The organism is Flavobacteriales bacterium (assembly GCA_021739695.1).
Lineage (GTDB): Bacteria > Bacteroidota > Bacteroidia > UBA10329 > UBA10329 > UBA10329.
In genome coordinates, this window is record JAIPBM010000015.1 from 26,106 (window position 1) to 43,124 (window position 17,019).

At 44.1% G+C, this 17,019-nt stretch carries 12 protein-coding genes and 1 tRNA gene; 2 read left to right on the forward strand and 11 right to left on the reverse strand.

Going from position 1 to position 17,019, the window contains the following annotated elements:
- The first annotated feature begins 7 nt into the window (after positions 1 to 7).
- The gene (locus K9J17_10545; protein ID MCF8277165.1) at positions 8 to 796 is read left to right on the forward strand and encodes a helical backbone metal receptor; all 789 of its coding nucleotides are present in this window, start codon (positions 8 to 10) and stop codon (positions 794 to 796) included.
- Here the strand turns inward: K9J17_10545 and K9J17_10550 are convergent.
- Entirely contained in the window at positions 760 to 1,602 is an 843-nt protein-coding gene (locus tag K9J17_10550; GenBank protein ID MCF8277166.1) for a hypothetical protein, read from the reverse strand. The genes K9J17_10545 and K9J17_10550 overlap by 37 nt on opposite strands.
- Positions 1,599 to 2,873, reverse strand: a complete 1,275-nt coding sequence (locus K9J17_10555) for an aminotransferase class V-fold PLP-dependent enzyme (protein MCF8277167.1) — start codon at positions 2,871 to 2,873, stop codon at positions 1,599 to 1,601. The genes K9J17_10550 and K9J17_10555 overlap by 4 nt, the downstream gene beginning before the upstream one ends.
- 77 nt (positions 2,874 to 2,950) lie before the next feature.
- Here K9J17_10555 and K9J17_10560 point away from each other — a divergent pair, with 77 nt between their 5' ends.
- Positions 2,951 to 3,778, forward strand: a complete 828-nt coding sequence (locus K9J17_10560; GenBank protein MCF8277168.1) for an alpha/beta hydrolase — start codon at positions 2,951 to 2,953, stop codon at positions 3,776 to 3,778.
- 45 nt (positions 3,779 to 3,823) lie between these two features.
- Here the strand turns inward: K9J17_10560 and K9J17_10565 are convergent.
- The 9 genes from K9J17_10565 to rplK form a co-directional block, all read right to left on the reverse strand.
- Positions 3,824 to 3,897, reverse strand: a tRNA-Arg gene (locus tag K9J17_10565).
- 58 nt (positions 3,898 to 3,955) lie between these two features.
- Positions 3,956 to 6,070 carry a penicillin acylase family protein gene (locus K9J17_10570; GenBank protein ID MCF8277169.1) on the reverse strand — a complete coding sequence of 705 codons (2,115 nt, stop codon included), beginning with the start codon at positions 6,068 to 6,070 and terminating at the stop codon, positions 3,956 to 3,958.
- Between the two features lie 79 nt (positions 6,071 to 6,149).
- Entirely contained in the window at positions 6,150 to 6,473 is a 324-nt protein-coding gene (locus K9J17_10575) for a DUF3467 domain-containing protein (GenBank protein MCF8277170.1), read from the reverse strand.
- 129 nt (positions 6,474 to 6,602) lie between these two features.
- Complete coding sequence (gene rpoC, locus K9J17_10580) at positions 6,603 to 10,895, reverse strand: DNA-directed RNA polymerase subunit beta' (protein ID MCF8277171.1); 4,293 nt, start codon at positions 10,893 to 10,895, stop codon at positions 6,603 to 6,605.
- 72 nt (positions 10,896 to 10,967) lie between these two features.
- On the reverse strand, positions 10,968 to 14,771 hold the full coding sequence (gene rpoB, locus K9J17_10585) for a DNA-directed RNA polymerase subunit beta (protein ID MCF8277172.1): 3,804 nt from the start codon (positions 14,769 to 14,771) through the stop codon (positions 10,968 to 10,970).
- A 118-nt stretch (positions 14,772 to 14,889) separates the two neighbouring features.
- Positions 14,890 to 15,270: a 50S ribosomal protein L7/L12 gene (gene rplL / locus K9J17_10590; GenBank protein MCF8277173.1), complete on the reverse strand. Its 381-nt coding sequence runs from the start codon at positions 15,268 to 15,270 to the stop codon at positions 14,890 to 14,892.
- A gap of 56 nt (positions 15,271 to 15,326) precedes the next feature.
- The gene (rplJ, locus tag K9J17_10595; GenBank protein MCF8277174.1) at positions 15,327 to 15,848 is read right to left on the reverse strand and encodes a 50S ribosomal protein L10; all 522 of its coding nucleotides are present in this window, start codon (positions 15,846 to 15,848) and stop codon (positions 15,327 to 15,329) included.
- Between the two features lie 18 nt (positions 15,849 to 15,866).
- A complete protein-coding gene (rplA, locus tag K9J17_10600) occupies positions 15,867 to 16,553 on the reverse strand; it encodes a 50S ribosomal protein L1 (GenBank protein MCF8277175.1) in 687 nt (228 codons plus the stop codon).
- A gap of 4 nt (positions 16,554 to 16,557) precedes the next feature.
- On the reverse strand, positions 16,558 to 17,001 hold the full coding sequence (rplK, locus tag K9J17_10605) for a 50S ribosomal protein L11 (GenBank protein MCF8277176.1): 444 nt from the start codon (positions 16,999 to 17,001) through the stop codon (positions 16,558 to 16,560).
- Positions 17,002 to 17,019 lie beyond the last annotated feature (18 nt).

Genomic DNA, 17,019 nt, shown 5'->3' on the forward strand with positions numbered 1-17,019 from the left:
TTTTTTTATGGCTGAAACTCAAACACATATTGATCAATTAGGACGAAGGCTTGAACTCGTTTCGAGTCCTCAACGCATCGTTTCATTGGTTCCGAGTCAAACAGAATTGCTGTTCGACCTTGGATTGGTGGAGCGAGTTGTCGGCATCACCAAATTCTGTGTTCATCCAGATCACTGGTTTTATTCTAAAACCCGAGTTGGCGGTACGAAAAAACTGGATTTCGAGGCTATTCACAATCTCAAACCAGATCTCATCATTGCCAATAAAGAAGAAAACAATAAGGAAGAGATTGAGAGCTTAGAAAAGGATTTCCCGGTTTGGGTTAGTGATGTCAATAATCTTGATTCTGCGCTGGAAATGATTCGGTTGATAGCTGAAGTGACGAAGACGGATTCTTCGAAACTGACTCAGGAAATCCAGTCAGGTTTCTCGCAGTTGAGGCCAATTCAACCTCAGAAAAAAGTGCTGTATCTCATTTGGAAGAATCCATACATGGTGGCAGGTTCCGACACGTTCGTTCATGATATGATGCTGCGTTGCGGATTTGAAAATGCAGTTACCGATAAACGCTATCCTGAACTCAATGAGGAAGAAATCGTGCAACTCAATCCAGAACTCATACTGCTTTCTTCCGAACCCTTTCCTTTCGCAGAAAAGCACATCCAACAGCTGCAAAATCTTCTCCCAAAAGCGACAATCAAACTAGTAGATGGCGAAATATTCAGTTGGTACGGAAGTCGATTGAAACTAGCTGTCCCCTATTTCGGTGATCTTGTCAAATCCATCGCCAAATAAATTAAGCAAACTCCAAAAACAGTAATTAATCCGTAGATGGGTTCCAACACGTGGTAGGTGGATCCAATTACTGGATGCACGCGCCAAAACGCGTAGTCGATCTTAATGGCATTAAGTACGAGCCACGTGTTTTCGTTGGCAAAATTCGTATATGGAACAACTTGGGAGGTGGCCAGCAAGATGATTGTGACCCCTACCATAGAAAGTAAAATGTAAAGCTCTGGCCTTCTGAATAACGATAGAGGCTGGCTTTTGGGGGCACCGAGGAAAAGTTTGACAATTGACAGGAAAAGTCCTGCTCCTAGCAGATCAAGCAAAATATCATTGAGGTCGAAGTATTCGACATAATCAGGATAGAGAATGATGTATTGATACCATTCATCAACCAACATCACAGGCAAGGCACAAATGATGGCCGCTCCATAACGGCCAAACAGCGGGTAAATAATTGCGGAAAGCAATCCGAATTCCATGGCATGAATGAATTCAATATTCATTTCCGTGAAGACGAAAAAGTGAAAGACAAGCCCCGAAAGGACAAGGCTCGCGAATAGAAAACCTTGTTTATCTACTTGCATTTTGCTATTGAAGGCTCGGTAAATGAGCCCTATCAAAGCAAGCAATACGATCAAAGAAGTTGTGGCCACTACTCGATTATATACAGGCAGCGAAAGACTGTTCATCACCACCACGGAAAGGTTGACAAACGAATCGTGAGCAAAAATGAGGAATAACACATAGGATATAACCAACAAGAAGTTGATCAAGCGATGATCTGAAAGCCATTGAAAGATGCCTCGAATCATTTTTCGGCCAATTTCTGAAGAGAGGAGACCAATCGGTCCAATTCATCAAGCGAAGTATAAATATGCGGACTGATCCGTACGGCATCCAATCCGTTCCATTTTATCTCTCCGACATGCAATCCATCTGACTCAAAAAGTGAATCGGCAATCTGCTCAGAACTCATTCCAGAAATGGAAACCGTTGCCATTGCTCGACTGAATTCGGGTTTAAGCGAAGTATGGAATTTCACATTCTTCAATCCTTCCACTTTTTCTGCCCAATACGTTTTGAGGAACTGTAGGCGCTCGCTCACTTTCTCAACACCAACCTGATGATGGAACTTTATGGCATCCAGAACCGCCATTTCGGCCGGGTACGAGCGCGTGCCCAATAATTCAAACTTGCGGATGTCTGCACTTTTTGGTTCCCAGGCCGAAAGCAGTGGCCAAACGTTCTCAACCTTATCTTTCTTGATGACCATTGCACCGGTTCCAAATGGGGCACCCAGCCATTTATGCAATGATGTTGCCATATAATCGCATCCGATATCTTTAAAGGAAAGCGGAATATGCGCCAACGAATGAGCTGCATCCACCACTACTTCGCAACCCATACTTTGGGCCATTTCAGTTATCTCCTTCACCGGCATTATCTGTCCAGTCCAATTAATGACGTGCGTCAAATGCACGATCTTGGTGTTAGGTGTAATCGCTTTGCGATATAATTCCACAGCCAATTCGGGGTCTTCAATAGGCAATGTAAGCTTCACTTCGCGAATCACGATTCCTTCCCGTTGTTGTCGTTGTTTCCAAGCATTGAGCATGAATAGGTAATCGAAATCACTTACCACCACTTCATCTCCAGCCTTCAAATTCAGTCCGAAAATGACTGTGTTCAAACCTTCTGTAGTATTCCGATTGATGGCAACCTCTTCAGATTCGCAATCCATCAACTTTGCCAATTCTAATCGGAGTGACTCACGTTTTGCATCGACTTCATTCCACATGAAGTAAGAAGGAGCTTTATTACTCTGGTGGTACATTTCAATATGCGCATTCTGCACAGCGATCGATTGCGGCCCAACCGCACCGTTGTTCAGGTTTACCACCTGTTCATCCATCAGAAACTGATTGCGCACCTCCGCCCAAAAAGCTTCATCGGTGTCAACGTGTTGCAATGAGACGCTTCGCAATGGCTGCTCCTCTGAACTTGCTAGCAGCGGTGCAAACGGCAGCACAGCAGATGCAAGCAACGACCGTTTCATAAACTCCTTGCGCGAGAGATGGGGCATGAAGCAAAGTTAGGTTTTAGGGTATTGCAGGCTTCTTGCAGACAACATAAACCACTAATCGGTAACTTCGAATCCCAATGAGACTAATTCTTCTCCTTTTCGTATTGAGTTCTGCGTTTGTTTCCTGTAAAAAGCAGGAAGATGGCGTTTATAAGAACCTGAAGTACGGCAGCGATGCAAGAAACAAGATGGATGTGTACTTACCGGAACAGCGCGATTCCACCACTGCGGTGGTTTTGCTTATCCACGGTGGCGGTTGGGTTGCTGGCAATAAAGAAGATTGGGGAAAAGATACCCGCGATTTTCTTTTGGATGCCGGCTACGCTGTGGTCGCCATGAATTACCGTTATGCCTGTGGCGATTTTCACAAACAAATGGAGGACATAGAAAATGCCATTGGCCTGATACGCGCACGATCTGCGGAATGGAACATTGACGATGCAACATTTGCCCTCGTAGGAGGTAGCGCTGGCGGTCATCTTTCGTTACTATACGGACATGCGTTTGATTCTCAACATGTGGTAAAAACAGTGGTTTCGTTGGTTGGGCCAACGGACATGACCGATACGCTATTCCATCAATATGCCGACAACTACCAGATCGGCTACGTGTTTGAGGCATTTTTCGGAACCAGCTATGGGCAAAATCCTCAATTGTATGAAGATGGAAGTCCGATTTTCAACTATACAAACGTTCCCACGTTTTTCCTGTGCGGTGCATTGGATGATTTGGTTCCTTATGGCCAAAGCATTCGAATGTTCGACACGTTGACTACGAACGGCATTGTTGCCGACACTACCGTTTTCTACAATGCCGGGCACGACCTATTTGGGCCTGGTCAGATCAACAAGAACCAGATTTACGATGAGCTACTACTTTGGCTGAACACGTATTTGGTGAATTGAGCTTCAATAGATAAGGGTCGGCAATTGCCGACCCTTATTACTTTGTGACCCCGAGAGGGTTCGAACCTCTAACCCTCAGAGCCGAAATCTGAGATTCTATCCAGTTGAACTACGGAGCCATTAAGCAAATGCAAATGTAAACCTATCGATCGGACTGCTCCAAACGAAAATTTGAAATTATTCAGGGTGATAAATACGCTTGGCGTTCTTGTATATCTCAGCCTTGTCCAAGCTCATTTTCTTGAGTTGATGTTTGGCAAAAGGCACCATTTGATCGGTGTTGTGAGGACTATCAGGAAAGCTTGAAGAACCAAAAGCGTTAATACTTTCGATGATGGGACCGTTTTCTGTAAACTGAACCAACTGCACGTAACCATCGCCTGCTCGCATTCGGTTGCGGCCATCTTCCATAAATGTCCCGAACACTGCACGGATGCAATCTGGGCCACCATCCACCGCCACTGATTTTCCATTGCGTTCCAAAACTTGCAATTGTCTTAGCTCAATGTCAATGGTGCCGAAACGCTGAATCATTTTGGTCTTTGCCTTCGAAATGCAATCAGCATACATCTCTACTTGTTTGGCTTGGTTAGTTTTCGCTTCGTTGCGTTTCGTGCCATTGTAATCCAAAAGTTCGTAGATGGTCATCAGCAGCATGGGGAAATTTGGATCCAAGGTGTCCGCTGTCCTATCAAACGCTTGGATTCGCTGAATCGCATCCGCAATTTCTGGGAATTTGGCCGCATCCATTGCAAACAGTTCATCCATCCAGAACTCGCCTTTATAGGTCATTCTTTGCGGATATGTGTGATCGAATTTTAAGGCTTTAAAGTCATCATAGCTTATCTTTTTCCCAGCATAATCACCCTCCATTATTTCGTAAACGCGCAGGCTACGGTTATTAACGGATGGATCATATCCGATATGTGGATTGTAATCTTCGAGTTTTCGATTTTCCGCTTTGGAAGTTGCTTCATAGCCCGCATTGTTGGTATTGAAGAGCCAACCACATTCTGGATTCAGAAACTGAGCGAAGCTATCAACTGGAAGAAAGGTGTTCCAAAGCGTTGCAGATGTATCGCCAGGTAATACTTTTCGCCAATTGTATCCATCGGCACGATTAGGAATGTAACCGTTGGAAATGAAGAATATGGTATCGTTCTTATCAGCATAAGTGATGTTCTGTCGTGATAATCCCTGAATATCCAAAGCAGCCTTGAATTCGGAGAAGTTGCTGGCCTTATTCATTCTATACCATTGAAGAATGGGGAAAATATTCATCAAAGCAGGCATACGAAGCGAGAAATAACCGTAATCGTTCTTGATGGTTGGGCCGTAAATACTGTTCCAGAATTTCTTGCCAACCGAAATCTTGAACCACTGATTCTTTCCCAATCCGACTTTGAGTTTGGCACGATCGGTTTCCAATTTGTGCCATTCGCCATCCACGCTGTACCAGAGTTTTTTCTTCGGATGCATTTTTAGCTTGTAAACGTCAAGCTCGTCCAAATCTCCTGTAGTATGCGCCCATCCCAAGTTTTCGTTCGAGCCCAAAAAGACGGTCGGAGAGCCATGAAAAAGACCACCGACCATGTTCCAGCCCTCTTCGGAGCATACATGCGCCTCATACCACGATAAAAGGCCTTCAATGGGCTGGTGTGCATTCACGGCCAAGTAGGTATTGCCATCGGCAGTTTTATTTGAGTTGAATGCAAACGCGTTCGAACCGATTCCATCTTCCTTTTCAATCACATCCTGTTGGATTTTTCCGTTCACCATTCGCTCCACGGTTCCTTGCACTCCGCCCATTAAAGACATAGCCAACATGTAGCCTGTAACGAAATCCTGAGGTTTCACAGGAAGCATCTTCTTGTTCCACAGCAGATCTTGATGAGAATAGAAATAAGCATTTGCTCCCGCGGCCGCACCTTCCAAAACGCGTTTGAGGTCTTCAGGTATGCTTTCTTCGTAATGCTCGTTCACGTAATCAACCACACCAAGGAACTGAACCGCAAAATCAATCTTTGCTCCGTCAACTCCTTGCTTCGTGCCTAGTAATCCGCGCATGGCGCAAAGCATGAACTGTGCATTCTCCACATCATCTTCGGCCGTTGCCCATTCCAAACCATAGGCAACTTCAGCATCTGTTTTTGCGAAGATGTGTGGTACGCCATACTCATCGCGTACAATATCAATCTTGGTTGGGTCGAACTGTTGCTGGGCAAAGGAAATGGCCGCGAACAAAACGGCTGCAATAAATAAGGTGAATCGTTTCATAAAGAATGCGTGCATTGGATTCAGTGAAAGTACAATCTGATGCAATGCGACAGAAATCAAAAAGGCCGCAAATGCGGCCTTTCGTATTAGTTTATTATGCTTGAGCAGTTGGTCCGCCAAAGTTCATTGGTAGTGGTGGCGGTCCTTCGGTGTGTCTGATTGTTCCGTGTTCAGATTCGTACTTCGCAACATTATCTTGCAAAGCCCGCATAAAACGTTTGGCATGCTCTGGAGTTAGTACAATTCTTGATTTCACTTTTGCCTTTGGCATTCCCGGCATCACTTTGATGAAGTCGACCACAAATTCGGCTGTGGAATGCGTGATGATGGCGAGGTTGGAATAAACACCATCTGCCACTTCTTCCGATAATTCGATGCTCAATTGTCCCTGAACGGGTTGTTGTTTTTCATCTGCCATTTTTCAGCTGTTAGCTATTGGCCGTTAGCCTTTAGCGGTTTATGTATTATTCAACGAATGAACAAAAAAGAAAGCCATTAGCAATAACCCTAAGGCTAACTGCTAATGGCTTTCTTCTAATTGCTATGCTTAAGCTTCGGCTTCCTCTTTTTTGGCTGCCATCAACGCTTCGTATTCTTCCTTAGAACCAACAACCAATTTGTCGTATTCACGAAGACCCGTTCCTGCTGGAATCAAGTGGCCAACGATCACGTTCTCTTTCAAGCCGTGAAGTTCATCTATTTTACCTCTTACCGCTGCTTCGTTCAACACTTTCGTTGTTTCTTGGAACGATGCTGCAGAAATGAAGCTGTCCGTTTGAAGCGATGCGCGTGTGATACCTTGAAGGATCGGCTCTGAAGTAGCTGGAATTGCTTCGCGAGCTACAACTGGTTTCAAGTCCTTACGTTTCAGTACAGAGTTCTCATCGCGCAGTTTACGTGCAGTAATGATCTGTCCTGGTTTAAGGTTCTCTGAATCACCTGGATCCTCAACATACATTTTACCATAGATCCAATCGTTTTCCTCACGGAACTCGTAACGATTCACCAATTCTTTCTCCAAGAATTTAGTGTCGCCTGGATCAAGGATGTTCACCTTACGCATCATCTGACGAACGATAACCTCATAGTGCTTATCGTTGATCTTCACACCTTGAAGTCGGTAAACCTCTTGAATCTCGTTAACCAAATACTCCTGTACAGCAGTAGGTCCTTTGATCATCAAGATGTCTGCTGGCGTGATTGCACCTTCAGAAAGTGGCATACCAGCCTTCACGAAGTCATTCTCTTGAACTAGGATGTGCTTAGACAATGACACAAGATATTTTCTGATATCTCCAGTTCTTGCTTCGATGATGATCTCGCGATTACCACGTTTGATCTTACCGAAAGAAGCTACACCATCTACTTCAGATACTACCGCAGGATTTGAAGGGTTACGTGCTTCGAAAAGCTCTGTTACCCTTGGAAGACCTCCGGTGATATCACCTGATTTACCAGAAACACGAGGAATTTTGACCAACGTGTCGCCTGCTTTCACTGCTTGTCCATCTTGAACCGCAATGTGAGCACCAACTGGCATGTTGTAATTCTTGATCTCTTTGGTTTTTGTGCTTCCAAATACCACTTGAATGGCAGGAATCATCTTCTTATCCTTAGAATCGATCACCACCATTTCGTTGAAGCCTGTTTGTTCATCAGACTCAACTCGGTAAGTGACACCATCAGCAAGACTGTCGAACTCAACCTTTCCATCAACCTCCGATACGATAACCGCGTTAAACGGATCCCAATCGCAGATCAATTCGTCTTTCTTCACTTTATCACCATCCTTCTTGTACAGTTTAGAACCGTAAGGAATGTTGTGAGTAGCAACCAGAACTCCTGTGTTCTTGTTGATCAAACGAAGCTCTGCAGAACGTCCAATGACAACATCGTAATCTCCTTGAGAGCTTTTAACCGTTTTCAACTCATCAAACTCAGCAGTTGCTTCGGCTTTCGATACAATACGTGATTCTGATGCAATGTGAGATGCAACCCCACCAACGTGGAACGTACGAAGCGTAAGCTGTGTACCCGGCTCACCAATTGACTGTGCAGCAATTACACCAACTGCAGATCCTTTCTTGATCTCGCGGCTAGTTGAAAGATCGCGACCATAGCATTTTGAGCAGCAACCACGTTTTGTTTCGCAGGTAAGTACAGAACGAATCTCTACAGAATCGATTCCAGCTGCTTCAATTGCTTTAGCCTCTTCTTCGTTGATCAACTCTCCTGAAGCAACAATTACATCACCAGTTTCTGGGTTCAGAACATCATGAAGTGATGTACGTCCCAAAATCCTATCGTAAAGTGATTCGATGATGTCCTCATTCTTTTTCAACGGTGTAGCAATCAATCCACGAAGTGTACCGCAGTCCACATCATTGATCACCACATCTTGAGCAACGTCAACAAGTCGTCTTGTCAAGTATCCCGCATCAGCCGTTTTCAAAGCCGTATCCGCAAGTCCTTTACGCGCACCGTGAGTAGAAATGAAGTACTCAAGAATCGATAGACCTTCCTTAAAGTTAGAAAGGATCGGGTTTTCGATGATCTCTTGAGTTGTAGCACCCGATTTCTGTGGCTTGGCCATCAGACCTCGCATACCAGAAAGCTGACGAATTTGCTCTTTAGAACCCCTTGCACCTGAATCAAGCATCATGTAAACAGAGTTGAATCCCTGCTTATCATTCTTCATTTGATCCATCAATGTTTGGGTCAATCGAGAGTTTGTATGTGTCCAGATATCAATGATCTGGTTGTAACGCTCGTTATTGGTAATGAATCCCATGTTGAAATTGCTCATTACCTCATCCACTTGCTCCTGAGCTTTTCCAATCATCGCAACTTTCTGCTCTGGGATCAATACGTCACCCAAGTTGAAAGAAAGACCGCCACGGAATGCGCTCATGAAACCAAGGTTTTTCATCCTGTCAAGGAACCTTGCTGATTCAGCCATACCCACTCGGTAAATGATGTCACCGATAATATCGCGAAGCGCTTTTTTGGTAAGCAACTCATCAATAAAAGCTACTCCTTTAGGAACAACTTGATTGAAAAGCACACGACCAACGGTTGTTTCAATTACGCTAGCTTTTTCTCCTTCAATATGTGATGGAACTCGCACCTTAATGATTGCGTGCAGGTCAACTTTCTTCTCGTTGTGAGCAATAATCACTTCCTCAGCAGAGTAGAATGTCATTCCTTCTCCTTTCACTTTTTCTTCCGGAGTGCTTCTCTTTTCCTTGGTCATGTAGTACAGACCAAGAACCATGTCCTGAGATGGAACCGCAATCGGGGCGCCATTGGCAGGGTTAAGGATATTGTGTGAAGCAAGCATCAGCATCTGTGCTTCCAAAATGGCTGCATTGCCCAATGGCAAGTGAACCGCCATTTGGTCACCATCAAAATCCGCGTTGAAAGCCGTACACACAAGGGGATGCAATTGGATTGCTTTTCCTTCAATCAGTTTTGGCTGGAACGCCTGGATACCCAAACGGTGAAGAGTCGGAGCTCGGTTAAGAAGAACAGGGTGGTTTGTAAGAACGTTCTCAAGAATATCCCAAACAACCGCATCTTTCTTATCAACCAATTTCTTAGCTGATTTTACCGTTTTCACGATTCCGCGCTCAATCATCTTACGGATGATGAACGGCTTGTAAAGCTCAGCTGCCATTCCTTTTGGAATACCACACTGATGCATTTCCAATTCTGGTCCAACAACAATTACCGAACGAGCTGAATAGTCAACACGTTTTCCAAGAAGGTTCTGACGGAATCGTCCTTGCTTTCCTTTCAACGAATCTGAAAGTGATTTCAGCGCTCGGTTTGATTCAGTTTTAACAGCAGATGATTTTCTAGAGTTATCGAAAAGTGAATCGACAGACTCTTGAAGCATACGCTTCTCGTTACGCAAGATCACTTCTGGAGCTTTGATCTCAATCAATCGCTTCAGACGGTTGTTACGGATGATAACCCTTCTGTAAAGGTCGTTCAAATCCGATGTTGCGAAACGTCCACCATCCAACGGCACCAACGGACGAAGGTCTGGTGGAATTACTGGAATCACCTTCACAACCATCCATTCTGGACGGTTTTCAATGTGTTCTTGTGCACTTCTGAAAGCTTCTACAACTTGAAGACGCTTCAAAGCCTCATTCTTACGTTGCTGACTTGTTTCAGTGTTTGCTTTATGACGAAGATCAAATGAAAGCTCATCCAATTTCAAGCCCATTAGCAAAGACTCAAGTGCTTCAGCACCCATCTTAGCAACGAATTTGTTTGGATCATGATCATCCAAATATTGGTTCTCTTTTGGAAGTCTTTCCAACGCGTCCAAATACTCGTCTTCTGTAAGGAAGTCCATGTAATTCAACGCCTCACCTTCATTATTGGTAGCACCACCTGGTTGAATAACCACGTAACGCTCGTAATAGATGATCATGTCCAACTTCTTGGTTGGAAGACCAAGTAGGTAACCTATCTTATTAGGAAGTGAACGGTAATTCCAGATATGCGCTACAGGAACAACCAATTGGATGTGTCCCATTCGCTCACGTCTTACTTTCTTTTCCGTAACCTCAACTCCACAACGGTCGCAAATGATTCCCTTGTAACGGATACGTTTGTATTTACCACAATGACATTCGTAATCCTTTACGGGTCCGAAAATCCTTTCGCAGAAAAGACCATCACGCTCAGGTTTGTACGTCCTGTAGTTGATGGTTTCAGGCTTCAACACCTCACCTCTAGAAGCTTCTAGAATCTTCTCTGGTGAAGTAAGGCTGATGACAACCTTCTTAAAATTGCTTTTAATCTTATTCTCTCTTTTGAGGGCCATTTGAGGACTTTTAACTTTTAATATTCTGTTGAGTAAAATTTTCCTCCCGATTGCTCGGGAGGAAAACCATTATCAGTCAAGCGTTACATTCAGACACAGACCGCGAAGTTCGTGCATCAATACGTTGAAGGATTCTGGGATACCAGGTGCTGGCATCGGATCTCCTTTAACGATGGCTTCGTAAGCCTTAGCACGTCCAACCACGTCATCCGACTTGATGGTAAGCATTTCTTGAAGGATGTTTGCTGCACCGAAACCTTCGAGTGCCCAAACCTCCATCTCTCCCAAACGCTGACCACCAAACTGGGCCTTACCACCAAGTGGTTGTTGCGTAATAAGTGAGTATGGTCCGATAGAACGTGCGTGCATTTTATCATCAACCATGTGGCCGAGTTTAAGCATGTAGATTATACCAACAGTTGCTGGTTGGTCAAATCGCTCTCCAGTACCACCATCATATAGGTATGTTCTACCAAATGAAGGAAGACCAGCTTCAGCAAGTTCTGCTTCAATTTGATCCAAAGTTGCTCCATCGAAAATCGGTGTGGCATACTTACGGCCTAGTTTTTCTCCTGCCCAAGCAAGGATCGTTTCGTAGATCTGTCCAAGGTTCATCCTTGATGGTACACCAAGCGGATTCAATACGATATCAACTGGCGTTCCATCTTCCAAGAATGGCATATCCTCTTCACGAACGATACGGGCAACAATACCCTTGTTTCCGTGACGACCTGCCATCTTATCACCCACTTTAAGCTTACGCTTCTTAGCGATGTAAACTTTGGCCAACTGTACGATTCCTGCTGGAAGTTCGTCTCCAATGGAAACAGCAAACTTCTTGCGTTTGAACGATCCTAGAAGGTCGTTTACCTTGATGTTGAAGTTGTGAAGCAACTCCTTTATCAATGTATTCTTATCCTCATCGGTTGTCCAACCAGCTGGATTGATGTTATCGTACTCGATAGATGAAAGCGATTTTTGCGTGAATTTGGTTCCTTTCGGAATCAATACTTCGCGAAGATTGTTCTCAACACCTTGAGATGTTTTACCGTTTACAAGTACAAACAACTTGTCAACAAGCACACCTTTAAGGATAGCAAGTTCTTTTTCGTACTCCTCATCAATGCGGGCAAGAACTTTCTTCTCGTCTGCTTTGGTCTTTTTGTCTTTAATGTTTCTTGAGAACAGTTTTTTCTCAAGTACAACACCATTCAAAGATGGAGGTGCTTTCAATGAAGCATCTTTCACATCTCCTGCTTTATCACCGAAGATGGCTCTCAAAAGTTTCTCTTCTGGAGAAGGATCAGTTTCTCCTTTCGGAGTGATCTTTCCGATCAAGATATCACCTGGTTGAACTTCAGCTCCAATGCGGATAAGTCCGTTCTCATCAAGGTCTTTGGTGGCTTCCTCACTTACGTTAGGAATATCTGCAGTAAGTTCTTCCAAACCTCGTTTGGTGTCTCTTACTTCCAAAGTATACTCATCGATGTGAATAGACGTGAAGATATCTTCTTTGGCAACTTTCTCCGAGATCACGATCGCATCCTCAAAGTTGTAACCTTTCCATGGCATGAAAGCCACTTTCAAGTTACGGCCAATTGCCAACTCTCCATTTTCTGTTCCGAAACCATCGCAAAGCACTTCGCCTTGTTTCACCTTTTGTCCTTTTACAACAATTGGTTTAAGGTTAACAGTCGTGTTCTGGTTTGTCTTACGGAATTTAACCAACGAGTAGGTTCTAAGGTCTTCCTCAAAACTTACCAATTTGTCCATATCGTTACGCTCATAACGGATGCTGATCTTGTTGGCATCAACATATTCAACAACTCCGTCTCGCTCAGCATTGATCAATACACGAGAGTCGCGAGCAACCAATGGCTCAAGACCAGTACCTACGATAGGCGCTTGTGGTCTCAACAATGGAACTGCCTGACGCATCATGTTCGATCCCATCAAAGCACGGTTCGCATCATCATGCTCCAAGAAAGGAATCAATGATGCAGCGATTGAAGCGATCTGGTTTGGAGCAACGTCCATCAAGTTGATGTTGTTCGGATTTTCCACAGGGAAATCTCCTTCCAAACGTGCCTTGATTCTGTCGCTTGCAAATGAACCATCATCCTTCAGCACCGCGTTGGCCTGAGCAATCGTGTTCTTCTCTTCGTCTTCAGCGCTTAAGTAGATAGGCTCACTTTTCATATCCACTTTTCCACCTTCTACATTTCTGTAAGGAGTTTCAATGAATCCGAGCTTATTGACTTTTGCGTAAACACAAAGTGACGAGATAAGACCGATGTTCGGTCCTTCTGGTGTTTCAATGGTACAAAGACGACCGTAGTGTGTGTAGTGAACGTCACGGACCTCGAATCCAGCTCTTTCTCTCGAAAGACCACCAGGTCCAAGGGCAGACATTCTACGTTTGTGAGTTACCTCCGACAATGGATTGGTTTGATCCATGAACTGAGATAGCTGGTTTGTTCCGAAGAACGAGTTGATAACTGAAGAAAGTGTCTTCGCGTTGATCAAGTCAATTGGTGTAAAAACCTCGTTGTCACGAACGTTCATACGCTCCCGGATTGTTCTTGCCATACGAGCAAGACCAACTCCGAACTGCGCATACAATTGCTCTCCAACTGTTCTTACACGTCTGTTGCTCAAGTGGTCAATATCATCCACATCAGTCTTAGAATTGATCAGCTCGATCAAATACTTGATGATGGAAATGATGTCTTCCTTGGTAAGTACTTTTTGGTCTTCCGGAGTGTTCAAACCGAGTTTACGGTTGATTCGGAATCGACCTACTTCACCAAGATCGTATCGTTTATCTGAGAAGAACAACTTATCGATGATACCACGAGCAGTTTCCTCATCTGGTGGTTCAGCATTACGAAGTTGACGATAGATGTGCTCTACAGCTTCCTTCTCAGAGTTAGAAGTATCTTTTGCAAGTGTGTTGTAAATGATGGCGTAATCTGCCGCGTTCACTTCCTCTTTGTGAAGAATGATGCTCTTAACACCAGCTTCCAAAATAAGGTCGATGTGCTCTTTCTCAACAATCGTTTCACGATCAATGATCACCTCATTACGCTCGATTGATACAACTTCTCCAGTATCCTCATCTACGAAATCCTCAACCCATGAACGGAGAACCCTTGCGGCCAATTTGCGGCCTTTTACTCTTGCGAGACCTGCTTTGCTAACTTTTACTTCGTCAGCAAGACCGAAGATCTCTAAAATGTCTTTATCGCTTTCGAAACCAATAGCTCTTAAAAGCGTGGTTACAGGAAGCTTTTTCTTACGGTCGATGTAAGCATACATCGCACCGTGAATATCTGTTGCAAATTCAATCCAAGAACCTTTGAACGGAATTACACGCGCTGAGTACAATTTAGTACCGTTTGCATGGTAGCTCTGTCCGAAGAAAACTCCTGGTGAACGGTGAAGCTGAGATACAACAACACGTTCTGCACCATTTACAACAAATGATCCTTTCGGAGTCATATAAGGGATTGTTCCCAAATACACATCCTGAACGATGGTCTCAAAATCCTCATGCTCTGGGTCTGTACAATACAGCTTCAGCTTGGCCTTCAAAGGAACACTATGCGTCAGTCCTCTCTCTATACACTCTTCAATTGAATAGCGTGGAGGGTCGATAAAGTAATCCAAGAACTCAAGAACGAAGTTGTTCCTTGTATCAGTGATCGGGAAATTTTCCGCAAACACCTTGAAGAGACCCTCGTTATGACGATTCTCCGGAGTGGTCTCCAGCTGGAAAAAATCTTTAAAAGACTTGAGTTGTATTTCTAAGAAATCAGGATAAGGTATCTGATTCTTTGTGGATGCGAAACTGATTCGTCCGGTTTTTGTCTTCAAAGCCAAAATATTGAATTTTGAGGTTCGTGAAATGAAATGTCTGTAAACGGTAATAGGCCGAAGTCAGATCCCGACATGATCGGGACTGACTTCAACCTTGAAATGTTAGAAGAGGAGATTACTTAACCTCAACTTCTGCTCCTGCCTCAGTAAGCTGAGATTTAAGAGCTTCCGCTTCTTCTTTCGAAACTCCTTCTTTAAGTGGTTTTGGAGCACCATCAACAAGCTCTTTTGCCTCTTTAAGGCCAAGTCCTGTAAGCTCTTTTACCAACTTAACTACTGCAAGCTTAGCAGCTCCAGCTGATTTAAGGATAACATCGAATTCAGTTTGAGCTTCTGCTTCGTCTCCAGCGCCAGCACCAGCCGCAGGGCCAGCAAAAGCAACTGCAGCAGCTGCAGGCTCAATTCCGTATTCATCTTTAAGTATTTGAGCAAGTTCGTTCACTTCCTTTACAGAAAGGCTAACGAGTTGTTCTGCGAATTCTTTAAGATCTGCCATTTTATTTAGTTGTTATTCGTGTTTGTAAAATTGATTAATTGAAAACCGATAGGCGACTATTCGCCTTTTTCGGCAAGTGTTTGTAGTATACCAGCAATGTTTCTACCTGGGGTTTGAAGCGCAGAGATAAGGTTCTTCGCAGGCGACTGCAGAAGTCCAATGATCTCTCCAACCATCTCCTCTTTCGATTTGATGTTCTCCAAGACGTCAATACTTGCGTCTCCCACATAGATGCTTTCTCCTACATAAGCTCCTTTAAGCAATGGTCGGTCACCTTTCTTTCTGTACTCTTTGATCAGCTTTGCCGGAACATTGCCAGTTTCAGAGAACATGATTGAGGTATTGCCTTTCAATACGCCATAAAGACCTTCGTAATCGCCAGAGGCTCTTTCCATTGCTTTTCTAAGCAATGTGTTCTTTACAACTTTAAGACTTACCGATTTCTTGTGTGCCGCAGCACGAAGCTTGTAAGTTTGCTCAGCGTTGAGTTTTGAGATGTCAGCCAAATAAAAATTCGGATTGTTCTCCAACTCAACAGTCAAAGCATCAATTGCTTGATTTTTCTCTTGTTTGTTCATAATTGAGTCTTAACCGAATTAAACTGATTTAACATCTACTCTTACACTCGGAGTCATTGTCCCCGATAGAGCGATACTTTTAATGTAGGTTCCTTTGGCCGCAGATGGCTTCAGTTTAACAAGTGTTGAAATCAACTCTTTTGCATTCTCAACAAGTTTGTCTTCCGTAAAAGACACCTTGCCGATTGCTGCGTGAACGATTCCATACTTATCAACTTTGAAGTCGATCTTTCCGGCTTTAACATCCGAAACCGCCTTACCAATGTCCATGGTAACTGTTCCCGCTTTTGGGTTAGGCATAAGACCTCTTGGTCCCAATATCCTACCCAACGGACCCAATTTGGCCATAACCGTTGGCATGGTTACTATAACATCTACATCGGTCCATCCCCCTTTGATCTTGTCGAGATACTCGTCAAGTCCAACAAAGTCAGCACCGGCTGCCTTAGCTTCTTCCTCCTTATCTGGAGTACAAAGCGCAAGAACTTTCACCGCTTTACCTGTACCATGCGGCAGGCTGCATACACCACGCACCATTTGGTTCGCTTTTCTCGGATCGACACCTAACCTTACAGCTACGTCTACCGAAGCATCGAACTTTGATGCTGGCATTTGTTTGATCAGCCCTGCTGCATCCAAGAGTGAGTAGGTCTTGTCAACCTCCACCAACTCAAGGGCTTTCTTTCTATTTTTAGTAAGTGCCATTTTCTTAAGCTTTTTGTGGAAGGTTTCCAGTTACAGTCACTCCCATGCTACGCGCTGTTCCAGCGATCATATGCATGGCAGATTCAACAGTAAAACAGTTCATGTCAGACATTTTTTCTTCAGCAATGGCTTGAATCTGAGCTACTGTGATCTTACCGACTTTAACGCGGTTAGATTCAGCAGAACCAGTTTTAAGCTTGATCGCCTCTTTAATTGAGATAGCTACAGGGGATTTCTTGATCACAAACTCGAACGACTTGTCCGCGTAAACTGTGATCACCACCGGCAAAACCTTACCCGGAGAATCCTGTGTACGAGCGTTGAATTGCTTACAGAAGTCCATGATATTGACTCCTTTGGCACCCAATGCAGGTCCAATAGGCGGGGCAGGGTTAGCGGCACCACCCCGAACCTGGAGCTTAATAAATGCGCTTATCTCTTTTGCCATGTTTAACTATTGTTATTT

Bases quoted from the DNA above. Each gene is read 5' to 3' on its own strand.
- K9J17_10570 (MCF8277169.1), bottom strand. From the start codon at position 6,070: ATGCACGCATTCTTTATGAAACGATTCACCTTATTTATTGCAGCCGTT.
- rplK (MCF8277176.1), bottom strand. From the start codon at position 17,001: ATGGCAAAAGAGATAAGCGCATTTATTAAGCTCCAGGTTCGGGGTGGT.
- K9J17_10560 (MCF8277168.1), top strand. From the start codon at position 2,951: ATGAGACTAATTCTTCTCCTTTTCGTATTGAGTTCTGCGTTTGTTTCC.
- rplJ (MCF8277174.1), bottom strand. From the start codon at position 15,848: ATGAACAAACAAGAGAAAAATCAAGCAATTGATGCTTTGACTGTTGAG.
- K9J17_10555 (MCF8277167.1), bottom strand. From the start codon at position 2,873: ATGCCCCATCTCTCGCGCAAGGAGTTTATGAAACGGTCGTTGCTTGCA.
- K9J17_10550 (MCF8277166.1), bottom strand. From the start codon at position 1,602: ATGATTCGAGGCATCTTTCAATGGCTTTCAGATCATCGCTTGATCAAC.
- rplA (MCF8277175.1), bottom strand. From the start codon at position 16,553: ATGGCACTTACTAAAAATAGAAAGAAAGCCCTTGAGTTGGTGGAGGTT.
- K9J17_10575 (MCF8277170.1), bottom strand. From the start codon at position 6,473: ATGGCAGATGAAAAACAACAACCCGTTCAGGGACAATTGAGCATCGAA.
- K9J17_10545 (MCF8277165.1), top strand. From the start codon at position 8: ATGGCTGAAACTCAAACACATATTGATCAATTAGGACGAAGGCTTGAA.
- rplL (MCF8277173.1), bottom strand. From the start codon at position 15,270: ATGGCAGATCTTAAAGAATTCGCAGAACAACTCGTTAGCCTTTCTGTA.
- rpoC (MCF8277171.1), bottom strand. From the start codon at position 10,895: ATGGCCCTCAAAAGAGAGAATAAGATTAAAAGCAATTTTAAGAAGGTT.